Origin of the sequence: Candidatus Palauibacter australiensis, from assembly GCA_026705295.1 — a bacterium.
In the GTDB taxonomy this organism is placed as follows: Bacteria; Gemmatimonadota; Gemmatimonadetes; order Palauibacterales; family Palauibacteraceae; genus Palauibacter; species Palauibacter australiensis.
In genome coordinates, this window is sequence record JAPPBA010000161.1 from 1 (window position 1) to 15,724 (window position 15,724).

13 protein-coding genes are annotated in these 15,724 nt (G+C 71.5%); 5 read left to right on the plus strand and 8 right to left on the minus strand.

Translation table 11 applies throughout. The features are described from left to right. A partial coding sequence (gltX, locus tag OXN85_13370; protein MCY3600950.1) for a glutamate--tRNA ligase occupies window positions 1–1,367 on the minus strand: 1,367 nt, incomplete at its 3' end. 53 nt (window positions 1,368–1,420) lie between these two features. On the opposite strand from gltX, the gene OXN85_13375 reads away from it, so the two are divergent. Next, window positions 1,421–2,710 carry an acetyl-CoA C-acyltransferase gene (locus tag OXN85_13375; protein ID MCY3600951.1) on the plus strand — a complete coding sequence of 430 codons (1,290 nt, stop codon included), beginning with the start codon at window positions 1,421–1,423 and terminating at the stop codon, window positions 2,708–2,710. A gap of 25 nt (window positions 2,711–2,735) precedes the next feature. Here the strand turns inward: OXN85_13375 and OXN85_13380 are convergent, their stop codons facing one another. Further along, a complete protein-coding gene (locus OXN85_13380; protein ID MCY3600952.1) occupies window positions 2,736–3,836 on the minus strand; it encodes a COX15/CtaA family protein in 1,101 nt (366 codons plus the stop codon). A gap of 112 nt (window positions 3,837–3,948) precedes the next feature. Here OXN85_13380 and OXN85_13385 point away from each other — a divergent pair, with 112 nt between their 5' ends. Then, window positions 3,949–5,703, plus strand: a complete 1,755-nt coding sequence (locus OXN85_13385; protein MCY3600953.1) for an ABC transporter transmembrane domain-containing protein — start codon at window positions 3,949–3,951, stop codon at window positions 5,701–5,703. A gap of 23 nt (window positions 5,704–5,726) precedes the next feature. On the opposite strand, the gene OXN85_13390 is transcribed toward OXN85_13385, so the two are convergent. Next, window positions 5,727–6,299 carry a TlpA disulfide reductase family protein gene (locus OXN85_13390; GenBank protein MCY3600954.1) on the minus strand — a complete coding sequence of 191 codons (573 nt, stop codon included), beginning with the start codon at window positions 6,297–6,299 and terminating at the stop codon, window positions 5,727–5,729. Continuing rightward, window positions 6,289–8,010 carry an amidohydrolase family protein gene (locus tag OXN85_13395; GenBank protein ID MCY3600955.1) on the minus strand — a complete coding sequence of 574 codons (1,722 nt, stop codon included), beginning with the start codon at window positions 8,008–8,010 and terminating at the stop codon, window positions 6,289–6,291. Before OXN85_13395 ends, OXN85_13390 begins: the two co-directional genes overlap by 11 nt. A 125-nt stretch (window positions 8,011–8,135) precedes the next feature. Between OXN85_13395 and hemE the strand changes: the two genes are divergently transcribed. Continuing rightward, on the plus strand, window positions 8,136–9,158 hold the full coding sequence (gene hemE, locus OXN85_13400; GenBank protein ID MCY3600956.1) for a uroporphyrinogen decarboxylase: 1,023 nt from the start codon (window positions 8,136–8,138) through the stop codon (window positions 9,156–9,158). 36 nt (window positions 9,159–9,194) lie between these two features. Here the strand turns inward: hemE and hemG are convergent, their stop codons facing one another. Beyond that, window positions 9,195–10,460: a protoporphyrinogen oxidase gene (hemG, locus tag OXN85_13405; GenBank protein ID MCY3600957.1), complete on the minus strand. Its 1,266-nt coding sequence runs from the start codon at window positions 10,458–10,460 to the stop codon at window positions 9,195–9,197. Between the two features lie 129 nt (window positions 10,461–10,589). Here hemG and hemH point away from each other — a divergent pair, with 129 nt between their 5' ends. Then, on the plus strand, window positions 10,590–11,654 hold the full coding sequence (gene hemH / locus OXN85_13410) for a ferrochelatase (GenBank protein ID MCY3600958.1): 1,065 nt from the start codon (window positions 10,590–10,592) through the stop codon (window positions 11,652–11,654). Between the two features lie 54 nt (window positions 11,655–11,708). Here the strand turns inward: hemH and OXN85_13415 are convergent, their stop codons facing one another. After that, complete coding sequence (locus OXN85_13415; GenBank protein MCY3600959.1) at window positions 11,709–12,305, minus strand: hypothetical protein; 597 nt, start codon at window positions 12,303–12,305, stop codon at window positions 11,709–11,711. 155 nt (window positions 12,306–12,460) lie between these two features. On the opposite strand from OXN85_13415, the gene OXN85_13420 reads away from it, so the two are divergent. Then, on the plus strand, window positions 12,461–13,570 hold the full coding sequence (locus OXN85_13420; protein MCY3600960.1) for a hypothetical protein: 1,110 nt from the start codon (window positions 12,461–12,463) through the stop codon (window positions 13,568–13,570). On the opposite strand, the gene OXN85_13425 is transcribed toward OXN85_13420, so the two are convergent. Together OXN85_13425 and OXN85_13430 are read right to left on the minus strand one after the other, a co-directional pair. After that, window positions 13,567–14,241 (minus strand): nitroreductase family protein, encoded by a 675-nt coding sequence (locus OXN85_13425; GenBank protein MCY3600961.1) that lies wholly within the window; start codon window positions 14,239–14,241, stop codon window positions 13,567–13,569. The two genes, OXN85_13420 and OXN85_13425, sit on opposite strands and share 4 nt — an antisense overlap. Window positions 14,242–14,296: 55 nt before the next feature. Continuing rightward, entirely contained in the window at window positions 14,297–15,721 is a 1,425-nt protein-coding gene (locus OXN85_13430; protein ID MCY3600962.1) for an amidohydrolase family protein, read from the minus strand. Between the last annotated feature and the right edge of the window lie 3 nt (window positions 15,722–15,724).

A 15,724-nucleotide genomic window follows, 5' to 3' on the forward strand; every position in this document is an offset into this window, starting at 1 on the left:
CGCACCTCGGACTCCAGCGTCTCCACGTCGCGGAAGACCGCCTCGCCGGCGAGACGCTCCGCCAGGCGCCGCAGGTGGAGCGCCGTCTCTTCCGGCCGCTTCCAGAAACGCTTCACCGCACCTTCGTCGTAGCGGACGCTCACCGCGAAGAAGGGAGACACCTGCCGCGCGAGCGCGGGAAGCGTCCGCGGCCGCCCCTTCACCAGATCGATGATGCGCGCCAGACGCTCCGGCGAGGTTTCGAGTCCGGGGTGGCTCCCGGCCAGCTCCCCCCCCTCGTCCCGCGCCTCCCGGCCGAGAATCTCGACGACCGCCGCAGCCAGGTCGGCCGCGGGAGCGTCGGCGATGTGGCGCCCGTTCAGCCAGCCGAGCTTCTCGAGGTCGAACACCGCGCTCTTCTTCAGCACGCGACCGATGGAAAACGCCTCGACCAGGCCTCCGACGTCGAACACCTCGCGGTCGTCCCCCGGAGACCAGCCGAGGAGCGCAAGGAAGTTCACCATCCCCGCGGGCAGGTAACCGCCGTCGCGATAGGCGAGGACCGAGAGCGCGCCGTGGCGCTTCGAGAGTCGCTTGCCGTCCGGCCCGAGGATCAGCGGCACGTGCCCGAAGCCGGGGAGCGGCCGGCCGAGGGCCCGGTAGAGGAGGATCTGCTTCGGGGTGTTCGAGAGGTGGTCGTCCCCTCGGATCACGTGCGTAATCCCGGCCTCCGCATCGTCGGAGACCACGGCGAGATTGTAGACGGGCGTGCCGTCGGAGCGCAGGACGATGAAGTCGTCGATCGATCCGGCGGGGAAGGACATCGGCCCATGGATCATGTCCTCCCACTCGATCGCCTCCTCCGGCACCCGAACGCGGAGCGCGAACGGCTCCCCCGCGTCGGCCCGCGCCCGCGACACGGCGGGGTCCAGCCGGCCGCAGCGGCCATCGTACCCGTATCCGGACCCGGCCCGCTTCGCCTCTTCGCGTCGCGCCGCGAGTTCCTCGGCCGTGCAGAAGCAGCGGTAGGCGGCGCCCCGATCGAGCAGGTACAGAGCATCGCGCCGGTGGCGCTCGACGCCATCCGCCTGGAACACCGGCCCCTCGTCCAGGTCCAGCCCCAGCCATGCGAGTCCTTCCAGGATGGCCCGCGTGTGCTCGGGGCGGGAACGCGCCCGGTCCGTGTCCTCCACGCGCAGGAGAAACGTCCCGCCCGCGCGCCGGGCATACAGCCAGTTGAACAGCGCCGTACGCGCGCCGCCCACGTGCAGGAAACCCGTGGGGCTGGGGGCGAACCGCACCCGTACCGTCAATCTGCGCTCCTCTTCCTCGGAGAAACCGCCGAACTCCGCGCGCCCGCGCGCCGAAGCCCCGGCAGGCCGTGGCAATAGCTCCGCTGCGATCGTTCCATCTTGGATGGACGACCGATAGGATGCCACGCATGAGCCCTGGATCCGCTTTCGTCCTCCCCGGCCTGCGCAGTCCGTTTGCGAAGCTCGACCGCGAACTCTCGCGCCTGGACGGTCTCGCGCTCTCCGCTCCGGTGATCCAGCAGACGGTGGCGGGGGACGGGGGCCCGGGCCGCGACGCGGCGGGCCGGATCGACCTCTTCCTGTGGGGCGCGGTCATCCCCTCGCTCACGGTGAGCAACTGGGGTCGGGAAGTCTGGTTCGACGCGGGGCTCGATGCGAGCGTCCCGGCCCAGGGCATCGTCCAGGCGTGCGCCACCTCGATCGCCGCCGCGACCCACGGCGCGGGCCAGGTGGCCGCGGCACGGGCGGACCTCGTGCTCTGCGGCGGCGTGGAGTCGATGAGCCACACGCAGATCGGTCTCTCGCCCGGACTCAGCCGGACGATCCGGCGCGCGGGGAGCGCGGGGAGCCCGCCGCGCATGGTGCGGACGCTGGCGGGGATTCGCCCTCGCGACCTCCGGATCTCGGCCCCTGCCGTGAAGGAGCGCACGACGGGGAAGACGATGGGACGGCACGCCGAGGAAATGGCGCGTGAATGGGACATCTCGCGCGAGGCCCAGGACCGTTTTGCGCTCGCGAGTCACGAGGGCGCCACCCGGGACGAGGGGGCGTTCTTCCGACCGCTGCTCGTCACGCCCGGCACCTTCCCGGTCGACCGCGATACCCTCCCGCGCCCCGGCACGTCGCTGGAGAAGCTCGCCGCCCTCCGCCCCGCCTTCTCCCGCTCCGGGGGGACGCTCACGGCGGGCAACTCGACCCCGCTCACGGATGGGGCCGCCGCGTGCTGGGTCGCGTCCGAGGCCGGGCTCTCCTCGCTCCCCGACTCCCTCCCCCGCGCGCGCCTGCTCGACTGGCGGCAGGCCGCGATCGATCCGGACCGGGAGGGGCTCCTCATCGCCCCGGCCCTCGCGATCGCCGAACTGCTGCATCGCCACGGGCTGACGCTGGATGACATCGGGCTGTGGGAGTTCCACGAGGCGTTCGCGGCGCAGGTCCTCTGCACGGTCGCGGCCCTCGAAGACTCCGGATGGCTCGCCGCGCGCTCCCCCGTGAAGGACGGCCTCGGCTCCTTCCCGCGCGACCGGATCAACCCCAACGGCGGCAGCGTCGCGCTCGGACACCCGTTCGGCGCCACCGGAGCGCGCATCCTCTCCCAGACGGTGCTCGAACTCGCCGACCGGCCGGCCGGCACGAGAGCCATCGTCAGCGTGTGCGCCGCGGGCGGCCTCGGCCACGTGGCGCTCCTCGAGGCCGTCTAACCCGACCCCGTCGTGTCACCCGCCGTCAACGTCCGCGCGCCGGCAGCCGCGCACCGGCAACCCCGCGCCGGAGTTCGAAGGTCAGGCCCAGGAGCGCGGTGAAGAGGACGAGCGCGTTCGCCTGGTGGAGCGCCGCCAGGGAGATGGGGACGAAGAGCAGCAGCGTCGCGACCCCCAGCGCCGCCTGAACCCATGCCGCCGCGAACCCCGCGTGCGCCCACGTGCTCGCCACCCCGGGGGCGCACCGCACGCAGGCCCACCAGAGCGTCGTGACGCCCGCGAGCAGGACGATGGCGAGGATGCGGTGGTTGAACTGCGCCGTCGTCCGGTCCTCGAAGGGGCTCAGCCACCAGGGGCTCGCCCCGAAGAGATCGGGCGGGATCCAGCCGTTCCCCATCCTCGGGAACGTGTTGTAGATGAGCCCCGCGTCCAGGCCCGCCACAAAGCCGCCCGAGAGCAGGGTGAGCGCGGCGAGGCCGAGCACGATGGCGGATCCCCGTCGAAGACCGGCGCCCGGTGCGGACCCGGGGTCGCCGTCTCCCGCCCCGTCTCCCGCCCCGGGGCGCAGCAGCGAGAGCGCGGTCCAGAGCGTGAGGGCGTAAACGAGCACGGCGAGCGCGAGATGCGCGGTCAGCCGGTAGGGGCTCACGCGGGGGATGTCGACGAGCCCGCTCCGCACCATCCACCAGCCGAGCAGCCCCTGCGCGCCGCCCAGCGCGAACAGGAGCAGGAGGCGGGGGATGAGGGGCCGGGGGATCATCCGCCGCAGGAGGAAGACCGCGAAGGGGATGATGAAGACGAGGCCGATCACGCGCCCCAGGAGCCGGTGCGCGTACTCGAACCAGAAGATGCGCTTGAACTCGGCCAGCGACATCCCCCGGTTAACGAGCCGGTATTCCGGTGAATCGCGATAGGCGGCGAACTCGCGCTCCCAGCCCTCGGCGCTCATCGGAGGAACGACGCCGCTCACCGGCTCCCAGTCGACCATGGAGAGGCCCGATCCGGTCAGGCGGGTCACGCCGCCGACGACGAGCGTCGCCGCGACGAGCGCGCAGCCGACCAGGAGCCAGGCCGCGATGATCCGCGCGTGGCGCGGCGATCCGCTCTGGAGAGGAGGCGATTGCATGAGGGGTTCCGGGGTGCGTTTGCGCCGGTTTCGTGACCCGTGCGAACTTCGGTCGCTCCCGGAGTCGCCGGGGCGCGGAAGATAGACGGGGACGGTGGAGAGGCCAAGCGCGATGTCGGACTCCGGAGCACGCATTTCGATGTTCGCCCTCCAGCGGCTCGCCCCGAGATTGCGGGCCCACCGACCGGCGCTCGTGGGGGCCGGGATCTGCCTCCTCCTGAGCACCGCGATCGGGCTCGCCTTCCCCCTCATCGTCCGCTACCTGATGGACGCGGCCTTCGGTGAGGGCGACCCCGCCCTGCTGGGCGCGATCGCGCTCGGACTGCTGGGGCTCTTCGCGCTCCAGGGCGTGTTCAACTTCGGAGAGACTTACTGGCTGGGGGCGACGGGCGAGCGGGTCGTGACGCAGTTGCGCGACGAACTCTTCTCCAGGCTGGTGGGGCTCTCCCCCGGCTTCCACGCGGGCCGCACCAGCGGCGAACTCACGTCGAGGCTGGCCTCCGACTGTTCGACGCTCCAGCAGATCATGGGGCACCAGATCGCCGAACTCGTGCGACAGGTGCTCTTCCTCATCGGCGCCGTGATCCTGCTCACGCTGCTTCACTGGCAACTGATGCTGACGACGCTGACCGTCGCCCCCGTGGTCGTCCTCGCGGGCTTTGCCCTCGGCCGCCTCCTGCGGCGGCGGAGCACCGAGGTGCAGGACCGTCTCGCCGCCGCGCACGCGGTTGCGGACGAGGCCTTCGGCCAGATCGAAGTCGTGCAGGGGTTCGTGCGGGAGGAGTGGGAGGCGGCCCGCTACCGGGCCGGGATCGCCGCGGCCCTCGAGGCGGCGCTCTCGCGGGCGGTGGTGCGGGCGGTCCTCTTCGGCGTGCTCACGGTGGTCGCCTTCGGCGGCATCGTAGCCGTCCTGTGGCAGGGCGGGCGGCTCGTGCTCGCGGCGCAGATCACGGCGGGACAGCTCGTATCGTTCCTCCTCTACGCCTTCTCCGTCGCGGCGGCGATCATGGCGCTCGCTTCCCTGTGGGGCTCCTACCAGGAGGCGCAGGGCGCCGCGCGCCGCGTGTTCGACCTCCTCGACCGCGACAGCGAGATCCTGGACCCGGAAACCCCGGAATCGCTCGCGGGAGCGGGACCGCCTAAGATCGCCTTCGAGGGCGTCTCGTTCCGGTACGGCGAGGACGAACCGTGGGCCCTGGAAGGGATCGAAGCGACGATCGCCCCCGGCGAGATCGTCGCCCTCGTGGGGCCGAGCGGCGCCGGGAAGACGACCTTCGCGTCACTCATCCCGCGCTTCTGGGATCCGACCGAGGGGAGCGTGCGCGTGCGCGGGACCGACGTACGGGCCTGCGGCGTCGCGGACCTGAGATCGCGGGTCGGCATCGTGCCGCAGGACCACCCGCTTTTCGCCGGCACGATCGGGGAGAACATCGCCTACGGGCGGCCGCACGCGGACCAACCGGCGATCGAGGCGGCGGCCGCGGCGGCGCACGCGCGCGAGTTCATCGAGCGGCTGCCGGAGGGCTACGACACGCGGGTCGGCGAGCGCGGGGTCCGGCTCTCGGGCGGGCAGCGTCAGCGGATCGCGATCGCCCGCGTCCTCCTCAAGGAGCCCGAGATCCTCATCCTGGACGAGGCGACGAGCGGTCTGGACGCCGAAAGCGAGGCGCTGGTCGAGGAAGCGCTACGGCTCGCCTCCGCGGGGCGCACGACCGTCATCATTGCCCACCGCCTGCGCACGGTGCGACGCGCCCACCGGCTCTTCGTCCTGGATCGGGGACGGCTGGTGGACAGCGGCCCGCACGACGCCCTCATCGACCGCTGCGAACTCTACGCCCGCCTCTACGAGGGCCAGCGACTCGCCTGATCCTCACGCCGGCACCGGGGCCGTCAGGGGAGGAGGGCCTCGATCTCCTCCGTCAGCGACGCGACGGTCTGGGGACCGAGGAATTCCTTCCGGATCCAGCCCTCGGGGTCGATGACCAGCGTGGTGGGGAAGCCCACAGCTCCGAACGTCGCGACGGCATCGTCCATCCCGATGATCCAGTTCCGGTATTCGACGCCGAAGTCCGCGAGGAATTCGCGGATCTCCTCGGGAGTACCGGAGTCGACGGCAAGCCCCAGGAGGATCACGTCCCGTCCGGAGTACGCGCGGGCCAGCCGGACGAGTTCCGGCAACTCGTCGCGGCAGGGGAGGCACCAGGTGCCCCAGAGGTTCGCGACGACCACGTTGCCCCGCAGGTCGTCGAAGCGGGCCTCGCCGCCGTCGAGGGTGCGAAACACGTTGCCGGGCGCGGGCTTCGCCCCCGAGGGCACCCCATCCGGGGCGCCGCTCGCGGCCAGGTCGCGATCCGCCGCGCCGCCGGCCGCTTCGGACGCATCGTCGCCCGGGGCGCACCCGAGCCCGATCAGCGCCACGAGGGCAACCGCACTCCGTGCGCCCATCATCCGGTCAGCTCGCATCGCCCACCTCCGGCGTGAGGACGGCGCCGGGCAGCGCCCAGGTCAGCTCGCCGTCGTCGACCACGAACGTGCCGCCGACCAGCACGTAGTCCACACCCGATGGGTACTGGTGCGGCTCGAAGAAGGTCGCGTTGTCCTGAAGTTCGTCCATGTCCAGCACCGCGATGTCCGCGACCAGTCCCTCACGGATGAGACCCCGGTCCCGGAGCCCCATGACCTGCGCCGGCAGGCTCGTCATCGAGCGCACCGCGCTCTCCGCGGACAGGATGCCGAGATCCATCGCGTAGCGCTTGATCTTGCGGGGGAAGGTGCCGTAGAAGCGCGCGTGCACCGGCCCGTCGCCCGGGAGGGAGATGCCGGCGTCGGATGCCGTCACGAGCCACGGATGAGCCGAGAACTCCTCGACGTCGATCTCCGACAGGGAAAACCCGCGCACGCGCGCCCCGCCGGGTCTCGCACGGTCGCCCTCCAGTTGCAGCCGGATCGCCACCTCAACGGGGAACGCGTCCCATTCGGCCGCCAGCTCCGCCACCGTCCTGCCCACCAGCGTCTCGTCGGGATGGTCCATGATGACGAGGTTCTCGGGCCCGCCGCGGCGGCTGATCTCGTGCGCGATATCGAGGCGGACCCGTTCACCGCGTTCCGGATCGGAGAGCGCATACCGCAGCACCGCGGCGTAGTCGACCGTCCCCTGGCCGCCCGGACGCCCGCCCGGTCCGCCGCCGGGGAAGATCCAGCGAGGGAGGAGCACGGTGTTCCCGTCGCTCCCCGTCGTGTTGTAGGGATACTGGTCCGCGAAGATCGGGACGCCGCGCGCCCGGGCCCGTTCGATCAGATCGACGAGCGCCCTTCCCGCCCCCCAGAAATCCGCTCCGCGGGCCTTGATGTGGGTTGCCACCGTCGTCACGCCCGTGCGTTCCGCGACTTCGATGTCCTCGAGGACCGTCTGGATCATGGTCGGCGGTCCCGGATCGTCCTGGCTCGGCCAGAACCACATCGGCGTCATGCCGGAACTGCGTTCGTGCACGATGTAGATGCCGCCTCCCCGTCCCGCCGCATCGACGAGCGGGAACAGTTCGGAGGTTTCGCTCCAGATCCCCGGCACGTACTCGAGTCCCGCGCTGAGGCCGTAAGCGCCCTCGGCCATTCCCTGCTCCACCATCTCCGTCATGCGCTGCACCTCGGCCGGGGTCGACGGGCGCATGAAATCGTCGCCGAGCGCCATGCGCCGGATCGTGTTGTGCCCGACCATGAGCGCCGCGTTGGGCCCGTGCCCGCGGGACTCGAGGCGGCCGCGTTGGTCCGCGATCGGCCACGGCCCGCCGCCGTCCTGGTTGATGACGACGGTGGTGATGCCCTGACTCACGAGGTTGGGAGCGGCCCGGCGGCGCGCCCCCTCGCTACCCGCGTCTCCCTCGGCGTCGAGTCCCTGGTCCGCGTGCGAATGAATGTCGATGAATCCGGGGACGACGTACCGGCCATCGAGTTCGATCACGCGGTCGGCGGCGGCGTCGACCAGGTCCCCGACCCGGGCGATGCGCCCGCCGCGGATTCCCACGTCGGCGCGGAACCATGGGTTACCCGTGCCGTCCAGGACGCGGCCGCCGCGCAGCAGGATATCGAAGGCCGGTTCCTGAGCGGCCGCGATCGCGACGTGCGGGACACCGAGGACGGCGGCGAAAAGGAGCGCGCGAAGGACTCTGCGGTTCATGATCGCTTCCCCTGTGAGAGATCCAAGGTCGTGGCCGCACGTCGACTGCAAGCTACGAAAGGTCCCGCGCGGGTCCAACGGTGCGGTTTGGCGCCCGGCGGGCGACGGGGTAACATCGGCGGGCCATGAACGATCTCCTTCTGCGCGCGCTCGCGCGACAACCCGTGGAGCGGACGCCGGTGTGGTTCATGCGGCAGGCGGGACGCTCCCTCCCCGCCTATCGCGAACTCCGCCGGGAGCGCGGGTTCCTCGAACTCGTGCGCGATCCGGAAGCGGCGGCCCGGGTCACGCGACTCCCGCTCGAGTATTTCGACGTCGACGCGCTCGTCCTCTTCATGGATCTGTCGACGCCGTTCGAGGCCGCGGGGATCGAGATCGAACTGCGGGCCGGGGTCGGGCCCGTGCCCCTGCCCCCCTGGGGCGGCCTGGCGGATGTGGATCGCCTCCGCCCCTTCGAGCCGCGGGAACACCTCGCCTTCGTGCTCGAGGCGATCCGTCTCCTTGCCGCGGACGAGGAGCGTCCGATCATCGGCTTCGTGGGCGCCCCCTTCACCCTGTGCTCCTACCTCGCCCGCGGCACGCGCGACAGCCGACTCGCGCAGCTCAGGGCCTTCATGCTCCGCTCCCCGGCGCTCTGGGACCGGCTCGCGGGGTTCTGGGCGGAGCACCTGGCGGAGTTCGCGATCGCTCAGCACGAGGCCGGGGCGGGCGCGATCCAGGTGTTCGATTCCTGGTGCAGCGTCCTCGATCCTCACTCGTACCGGACCCATGTGCTTCCCTACTCCCGCCGCCTGCTGGAGCGGCTGCGCGAGAAGGGGGTCCCCAGCGTGCATTATGGCGCCACGCACGCCGCGGTGGCCGAGGCCGGGGGCGATGCGATCAGCGTCGATTGGCGCACGCCGCTCGACGAGGCGTGGGACGTCATGGGCCCGGAGCGCGCGATACAGGGCAATCTCGATCCGGCCTGTATCCTCGCGGGCGAGGAGGCGGCGCGGGCGGGGACGCGCGATGTGCTGCGGCGGGCGGGCGGGCGTCCCGGCCACATCTTCAACCTCGGGCACGGTCTCCACCCGGATTCCGACCCGGAGGTGATCGCCGCCGTGGTTGACGAGGTCCGCCGCTGGAAGCCGCCGGACGAGCACCGCTGAGAGCGTTCCCGCGGGAACGCCGGCAGCCGGGAGGCGCTATGTACGCGCAGCGAGGCGCTCGGCCACCGCCTCGGCTTCGGCGATCCGGCTCGATATGCCCAGCCGTCCGGTGTAGCCGGCGGCCAGCGTGATACCGGGAGGAAGATCGAGTCCGTCCAGCGCCGCCCACGAGCCGTCATACGCCGGGAGCCGCGGCCGGGCCGAACGGATGGGCGTTGCCGCCGCCCCATGGATCGCCTCGTATTCGCCGGCCGCGGTCCGCTGGAGTCGGGCCGCGTCCCAGGCGGCCACGTCGGGATCGAGACCGCCGCCCAGATAGGCCGTACAGAGGCCGTCGCGCCCGAACAGCGAGGCGTTCCACGTCACGCCGCGCGTATGCCACCGTTCTCCCAGCGCGACCTGGAACCCGAACCCCTTCGGCGCGATCTCGACCTGCAGCGGCACTACGGCGACGCGGTGATACCGCAGTCCGGCGACGCGGTCGGCCGCGGCAGGCGCGACGGTCCTCAGAAGGTCCGCCGCGGCGGGCGCCGGCGTCGCGATCGCCACATGATCCACGACCTCGCAGTCCGGGCGCGGGCCCCCGTGGCCGACCTCGAACCGCCGGCCCGAGCGCCGCAACTCGCGGACCGGCGTCGCGACCCGAACCCGATCCGCGTGCCGGCGCGCAATGGCGCGCGGCAGCGTAGCCATGCCCGCCCGGAAGGTGAATGCCGGGGGGGACGCGGCCGGCTGCCAGCGTCTCGCCGCGGCGAGGAGGCTGCGCTTCACGCCGAGCGGACCGAGCAGCATGGGAAGCACGCGCGCCGCCGGCATCGTTTCCGGATCGGATCCGAAGGTCGCGGAAACGAGGGGACCGAAGAGCCGGCGGTACGCCTCGCGTCCGGCCTTGCGGCGAAAGTAGCGGGCCACGGACTCGCGCGGTCGAATCCCTCCGGTGAGAGGTTCGAGGGCGGCGCGGGCGCGCCCCGCCGGCGAGAGCAGGTCCCCCGTCAGGAGCCCGCGCGGCCGGTGCGGCACGACCCTCAGGCGGCCGCGGGCCCATACGAACAGGCGCGCCCCGGCCCGCGCCTCCAGAATCTCCGCTCGAAGCTCCAGTTCATCGACAAGCCGCCGCACCGGAGGCGAGAGGCGCGTCCGCTGCGGGCCGAGTTCGACGACCCGGCCGTCGTCGCGGCTGGTACGGATCACCCCCCCGACGTCATCCGCTCCCTCGAACAGGATCGAGTCGACGCCACGCCGCGCCAACGCGTGCGTGAGCGCCAACCCCGTGATCCCTCCACCGATGATTCCGACCCGCATGCCTTCCCCTTCCGGCTGCCTCGACCCTCGAACCGCCAAGGCGGTTCTGCGGCGCCATACCTGGAGGCGGCAACGTCCCGAACCTCTCCCGCACGGGCAAGCCGGTGACTGCGCCGATAGGTTCGGGCGATGGCGAACTGCGAACCCCTACCTGCCGTCCTCCTCCTGAACTTCGGCGAACCGACAGGAGCCGACCCGAGCGCCGTCGCACGCTTTCTGGAGCGGATCTTCCTCGCCAACGCGCGGCTGGAGCCGCACATGGACGCGGCGGCGGCCCGTGCACGGAGCCGCGAACTCGCGCGGCGGCGGACCCCCGGCCTGCTCGAGATTTATGAGAGGATCGGCGGCTCGCCGCTCCACGCGCAGGCGGAGGCGCAGGCGCAGGCGCTCGACCGGGCGCTGAGGGCCCGCGGCCACCCGATGCGCGTGACGGTGGGGATGCAGTTCACCGAGCCTTCGATCGAAGAGGCGCTCGGCCACCTGCGGGAGACCGGGGCGGCGGCCCTCGTTCCTCTACCCGTGTACCCGCTCTGCGGCCCTTCGACCACCGTCGCGGCGCTGGACGAAGTCGAGGAAGCGCTCGAGCGAATCGGATGGCGCCCGGAGGTGCGCGGCGTGACCGGGTGGCATCGCCATCCCCGCTACGCACGCCTTCGCGCCGACGCGATTCGCCGCGCGGCCGCGGAGGCCGGCTGGAACCTGACCGACCGGGACGTCCGCCTCGTGTTCAGCTCCCACGGCACCCCGCTTCGGTACATCGAACAAGGCAGCCGCTACGTGGAATACGTCGAGGAATGGTGCGCGACTCAGGCCCGCGCGCTGGGCGTGGAGACGTGGACGCTCGGCTACCAGAACCACACGAACCGACGAATCGCATGGACTCCGCCGGACATCGAGACCGCGCTGGAGCGCCTCCGGGGCATCGAGAAAGTCCTCGTCGATCCCATCAGCTTCATGCACGAGCAGTCCGAGACGTTGATGGAACTGGACGTGGACCTCGCCGGGCACGCGGCCGCACTCGGCCTCGAGTTTCGCCGTGTTGGCGTGCCGCACGACGACGGGGCGTTCGCCGAGGTGCTGGCCGACCTCGCGCTGATGGCGCTGGGCGGCGACGCTCCGGCCCTGCCTCCGCGGACATCGTGCCGGTGCCGCCCGGGGACGGACGTCTGCTTCAACGGCGAGCCGTTCGCCTGAACGCCCCGTGCCGCGGGGCACGCGGCGGGGCAGGATGTCGCGCGTTCGGCGCGTTCAGCCCTCCGGGCTTGCAGTCAGGTCTTCGAGCACCCGGCCGCCGACGCTGTCCACCTGCCCGCGGATCACACACGCGAGCATGTCGGCGGCTTCGCGCAGCATCGACGCCGGCTCCCGCCGGTCGCCCTCGAAACGCACGACCTCGCCGAGGAAGATCCCGACCAGTTGAGTGGACTTGGAATCGTCGCCGCCCGCCTTGATCGCGTCGTCGTACGCCGCCCCGGGGACGCTGGCCCTCCACGGCTCATCCCGCTCGGATCCGCCGCGTGACGCCCGGTCCATCGGCACGAGCGCGAGCAGGCTGCCCTCCATGCCGGGCCCGCCCTTGCGGACATTGAGCGCGAGCGCGACCGGCCGGTCGAAGAGATCCATCTCGAGGAAGTCCTTCACGCTGTCGCGGGGGATGGCGCAGCGCCCGATCGGCCGGTCTTCGTGAAAGGTTCCGATGCAAATGCTGCCGCGGGGCGTCAGGTGGTGCTCGATCGGCCGGACATCGAGCTTGAGGGGCGTGGCGGTGCCGACGAGGACGTGTTCGCGGCGCTTTTCGGCTTCGGGCGACGGGGGGAGCATGTCTCCGAAGAACAGTGTCGTCATCCCATCGCCTCCCGGTCGGTCGCCGCCCTCTTTCCACCCGAGCACCGATACGCGATCGCGCCCCACATGTTCCCAATGTCGCCCGGGCGGGCAGCGCGCGATAGTCTCACCGCGCTCACGCACGCGATTGCACACGAGTCGAATACGGAGAGGGTATGACGCGCGGCTTTCTCGATGTCACGGAGGCGTGGGACGGCGAGTCCGTCGTCACCGCGTTCGACTCCGCCACCGGGGCCTGGATCTTCGTGGCGCTGCACGATACGCGGCTGGGGCCGGCCGCCGGAGGCACCCGGATGGCCTCCTATCCCACGCCCCTGCACGGCCTGATCGATGCCATGCGCCTCGCCGAGGGCATGACGTGGAAATGGGCGGGCGTGGGCATTCGGTTCGGGGGCGGCAAGGCGGTGATCGCCGTCCCGGACGACCTGAGCGACGAGGCCCGCGCAGGCTTGGTCGATCGATATGCGGCGCGTCTGGTCTCGCTCCGCGGCGCCTTCCAGACCGGCGTCGACATGGGCACGACCCCGGAGGACATGGCTCGCATCGGCGCCATCTCCGGGTACGCCGTCGGCCTCGTGGACGGGAAGCCGGGCGACCCGGGACCGTACACCGCGCGCGGCGTGTTCGCCGAGATCCGGGCCGCGCTCGAGCACCGGTTCGGCGAGGCGGATTTCGGCGCCCGCTCCGTGCTTGTCCAGGGGCTCGGCGATGTCGGTTTCCCGCTGGCCGGGCTTCTGGCCGAGGCCGGGGCGACGCTCCACCTGACGGATCTGCGCGGGGAGGCCGCCAGGCGGGCGCAGACACGCTTCGGGGGGACCGTCATCCCCGCCGAGGACATTTGGGACGTAGACGTTGACGTGTATGCGCCCTGCGCCGTCGGGGCGACGCTGAATCCGGACACGATCCCCCGCCTGCGCTGCGGGATCGTCGCCGGTTCCGCGAACAACCAGCTCCTCTCGGAGGCCGACGCGGAAAGGCTGCGCGCACGCGGGATCCTCTACGCCCCCGATTACGTGATCAACGCCGGCGGGGCGGTCGCCTTCGCCGCCATCCACCAAGGCGAGCGGGACGAGGCCCGGCTCCGGGCCCGCGTTGAGGAGATCGGGTCGTCACTGCGAGAGCTCTTCGAGGAGGCGGCCGCCGCCGGAGAATCGCCGCTTCACGCGGCCCGCCGGAGAGCCCGGCGGTTCCTCGACGCACGCGGCGGACGGGCCGGCGGAGCCGGGCAGCCCTCCGGCGCCAGCCAGTCCCCCGGCGCGGGTTAGCGGCGGGAGGCGATGCGGTCCAGCGGCTTCTTCGTGATGTCCGGGACGAGCGCGTCGTCCGCCGGATAGCCCACGACGAGCAGCAGGAAGGGCCGCTCGTTGCGGGGGCGGTCGAGGACCTCGTTCAGGAAGCCCATGGGGCTCGGGGTGTGGGTGAGGGTGGCGAGCCCCGCGTGATGCAGCGCCGTGATGAGGATCCCGGTGGCGATGCCGACGGACTCCGTTACGTAGTAGTTCTTGAGCTTCTCCCCGCCGCGCACTTCGTAACTCTCCGCGAAGATCGCGATGAGGACAGGCGCCGTCTCCAGGAAGGGTTTGTGCTCGTCCGTTCCGAGGTGGGCGAGCGCTTCGAGCCACGCGGCCGGTGCGCGATGCTCGTAGAAGTCCCGCTCCTCCTTCTCCGCTTCCACTCGGATCCGGCGCTTCACCTCGGCGTCGCGCACGACGACGAAGTGCCACGGTTGCCGGTTCGCGCCGTTGGGGGCCGTCCCCGCCGCCTCGATGCAGGCGTCGATGACCTCCTCGGGAACGGGCTCGTCGGAGTATTCGCGGACCGTCCGGCGCCGTCGCACTTCGTCGCGAAAGGCCTGCGCGCGACGCAACATCTCCTCCTCTCCGCGCCGCGTGAACGTCGCCAGCGGAACGGGACGGTACGTTCCGCCGTCCGTCATCGGATCGGCCCGGGAGTCATGGAATCGACGCGGGACTCAGGGGTCGACGCTCGGCTCAGCGGACGCCGACGAGGCCCCGCGTCGCCTGAATCAGCTCCTGGGAATCGTACCCCACGCCGTCCTTGAACACCCAGCGGACCGCCCGAATCGCGCTCGGATCGCTCCCGGGGTCGCCGGCCAGAACGATGAGGTCGGCCAGCTTCCCGGCCTCCACGGTGCCGAGTTCGTCATCCACGCCGAGGATCTTCGCGCCGTTGGCGCTGACCACCTGCACCGCCTGCGCCGGCGTGAGTCCGGCCTCGAGCAGAAGCTCGAAGTTCCGCTGATTCCCGAAGCCGGGGAGCGCACCGCCGTTGCCCGTGGGATCGACGCCCGAGGCGAGCAACCCGCCGGCGTCGACGAACGCCTTCTCGAAACGCAGTTCGTTCTGGAAGTTCTCGGGATCCGGTCCCATCTCCTGGATGCGCCCGCGCTCGTCCAGGTAGGCGTCCCGGAGGTCCGGAGCCATCAGCTCGAGGGTCCGCTCGTCCACGACGTCGCGGTCGGGAAAGAACGCCTCGTAGACCGAGAGCGTGGCGGTGAGCCCCACGCCCGCCTCCACCATCGCCTCGATCGTCTCCATCGCGATGGGCCCCGTGGGGTCTGAACTGCCGGCCCGCTGCATGACGTTGCCGGGACAACGGTCCGGCTCCTTCTCCGGCACGAAATCGGACGCCGTGAGCATCCCGTGCTCAAGGTTGTCGATCCCGAGCGCGACGGCTTCCTGGAAGCTCACCGAACACAGGTGTCCGGTGACGCGGAGGCCCAGGCGGTGCGCCTCCTCGATCGCCGCCCCCAGTTCAGCGCTCCCGATGGACGTGTACGCCTTAACCCACGTGGCTCCCTCCTCCGCCCAGTATTCGACGAAACGCCGCGCCTGTTCGGGAGAGGTCATGCGGGCCTGGTGGGGCGAGCCCGTCGAGCCGGTGATGTACGGCGCCGTGATGTGGATGCGGGGGCCGGGCGAATCGCCGCGGTCGATCGCGTCCTTCAGGTGGACATCCGCGTAGGGAGTGAAGCTCCCGGTCGTGCGGATCGTCGTGACGCCGGAACCGAGGTAGAGCCGCGGCGCGCTGTACCCGAGCTGCACGCGCCGCCCCCCGACGGAGGTGTAGAACAGATGGTCGTGCATGCCGACCATCCCGGGGATCACGGTGTGGCCGCCCAGGTCGTGACGATCCGCGCCCTCCGGCACGGCGATGGACGAGGCGGGGCCAACGGCGGCGATGCGTCCGTCGCGCAGCAGCACGGTCTGGTCTTCGAGGACCGGCCCGCCGGTGCCGTCGATCACGCGGACGTGTTCGAGCGCCACGGTCGGCCCCCGCACGGCGACATAGGCGCGGGTTTCCTCGGACAGGCGACCGTAGCTCTGCGCGGCCACGGGGTCGGCAAGCACGGTCGCGACAGCCGCGAAGGCGGCGAGCACTCTGGACATCTTCATTCC

Bases quoted from the DNA above. Each gene is read 5' to 3' on its own strand.
- OXN85_13415 (MCY3600959.1), bottom strand. From the start codon at position 12,305: ATGACGACACTGTTCTTCGGAGACATGCTCCCCCCGTCGCCCGAAGCC.
- OXN85_13380 (MCY3600952.1), bottom strand. From the start codon at position 3,836: ATGCAATCGCCTCCTCTCCAGAGCGGATCGCCGCGCCACGCGCGGATC.
- hemG (MCY3600957.1), bottom strand. From the start codon at position 10,460: ATGCGGGTCGGAATCATCGGTGGAGGGATCACGGGGTTGGCGCTCACG.
- OXN85_13375 (MCY3600951.1), top strand. From the start codon at position 1,421: ATGAGCCCTGGATCCGCTTTCGTCCTCCCCGGCCTGCGCAGTCCGTTT.
- hemE (MCY3600956.1), top strand. From the start codon at position 8,136: ATGAACGATCTCCTTCTGCGCGCGCTCGCGCGACAACCCGTGGAGCGG.
- OXN85_13395 (MCY3600955.1), bottom strand. From the start codon at position 8,010: ATGAACCGCAGAGTCCTTCGCGCGCTCCTTTTCGCCGCCGTCCTCGGT.
- OXN85_13390 (MCY3600954.1), bottom strand. From the start codon at position 6,299: ATGCGAGCTGACCGGATGATGGGCGCACGGAGTGCGGTTGCCCTCGTG.
- OXN85_13430 (MCY3600962.1), bottom strand. From the start codon at position 15,721: ATGAAGATGTCCAGAGTGCTCGCCGCCTTCGCGGCTGTCGCGACCGTG.
- OXN85_13425 (MCY3600961.1), bottom strand. From the start codon at position 14,241: ATGACGGACGGCGGAACGTACCGTCCCGTTCCGCTGGCGACGTTCACG.
- hemH (MCY3600958.1), top strand. From the start codon at position 10,590: ATGGCGAACTGCGAACCCCTACCTGCCGTCCTCCTCCTGAACTTCGGC.
- OXN85_13385 (MCY3600953.1), top strand. From the start codon at position 3,949: ATGTCGGACTCCGGAGCACGCATTTCGATGTTCGCCCTCCAGCGGCTC.
- OXN85_13420 (MCY3600960.1), top strand. From the start codon at position 12,461: ATGACGCGCGGCTTTCTCGATGTCACGGAGGCGTGGGACGGCGAGTCC.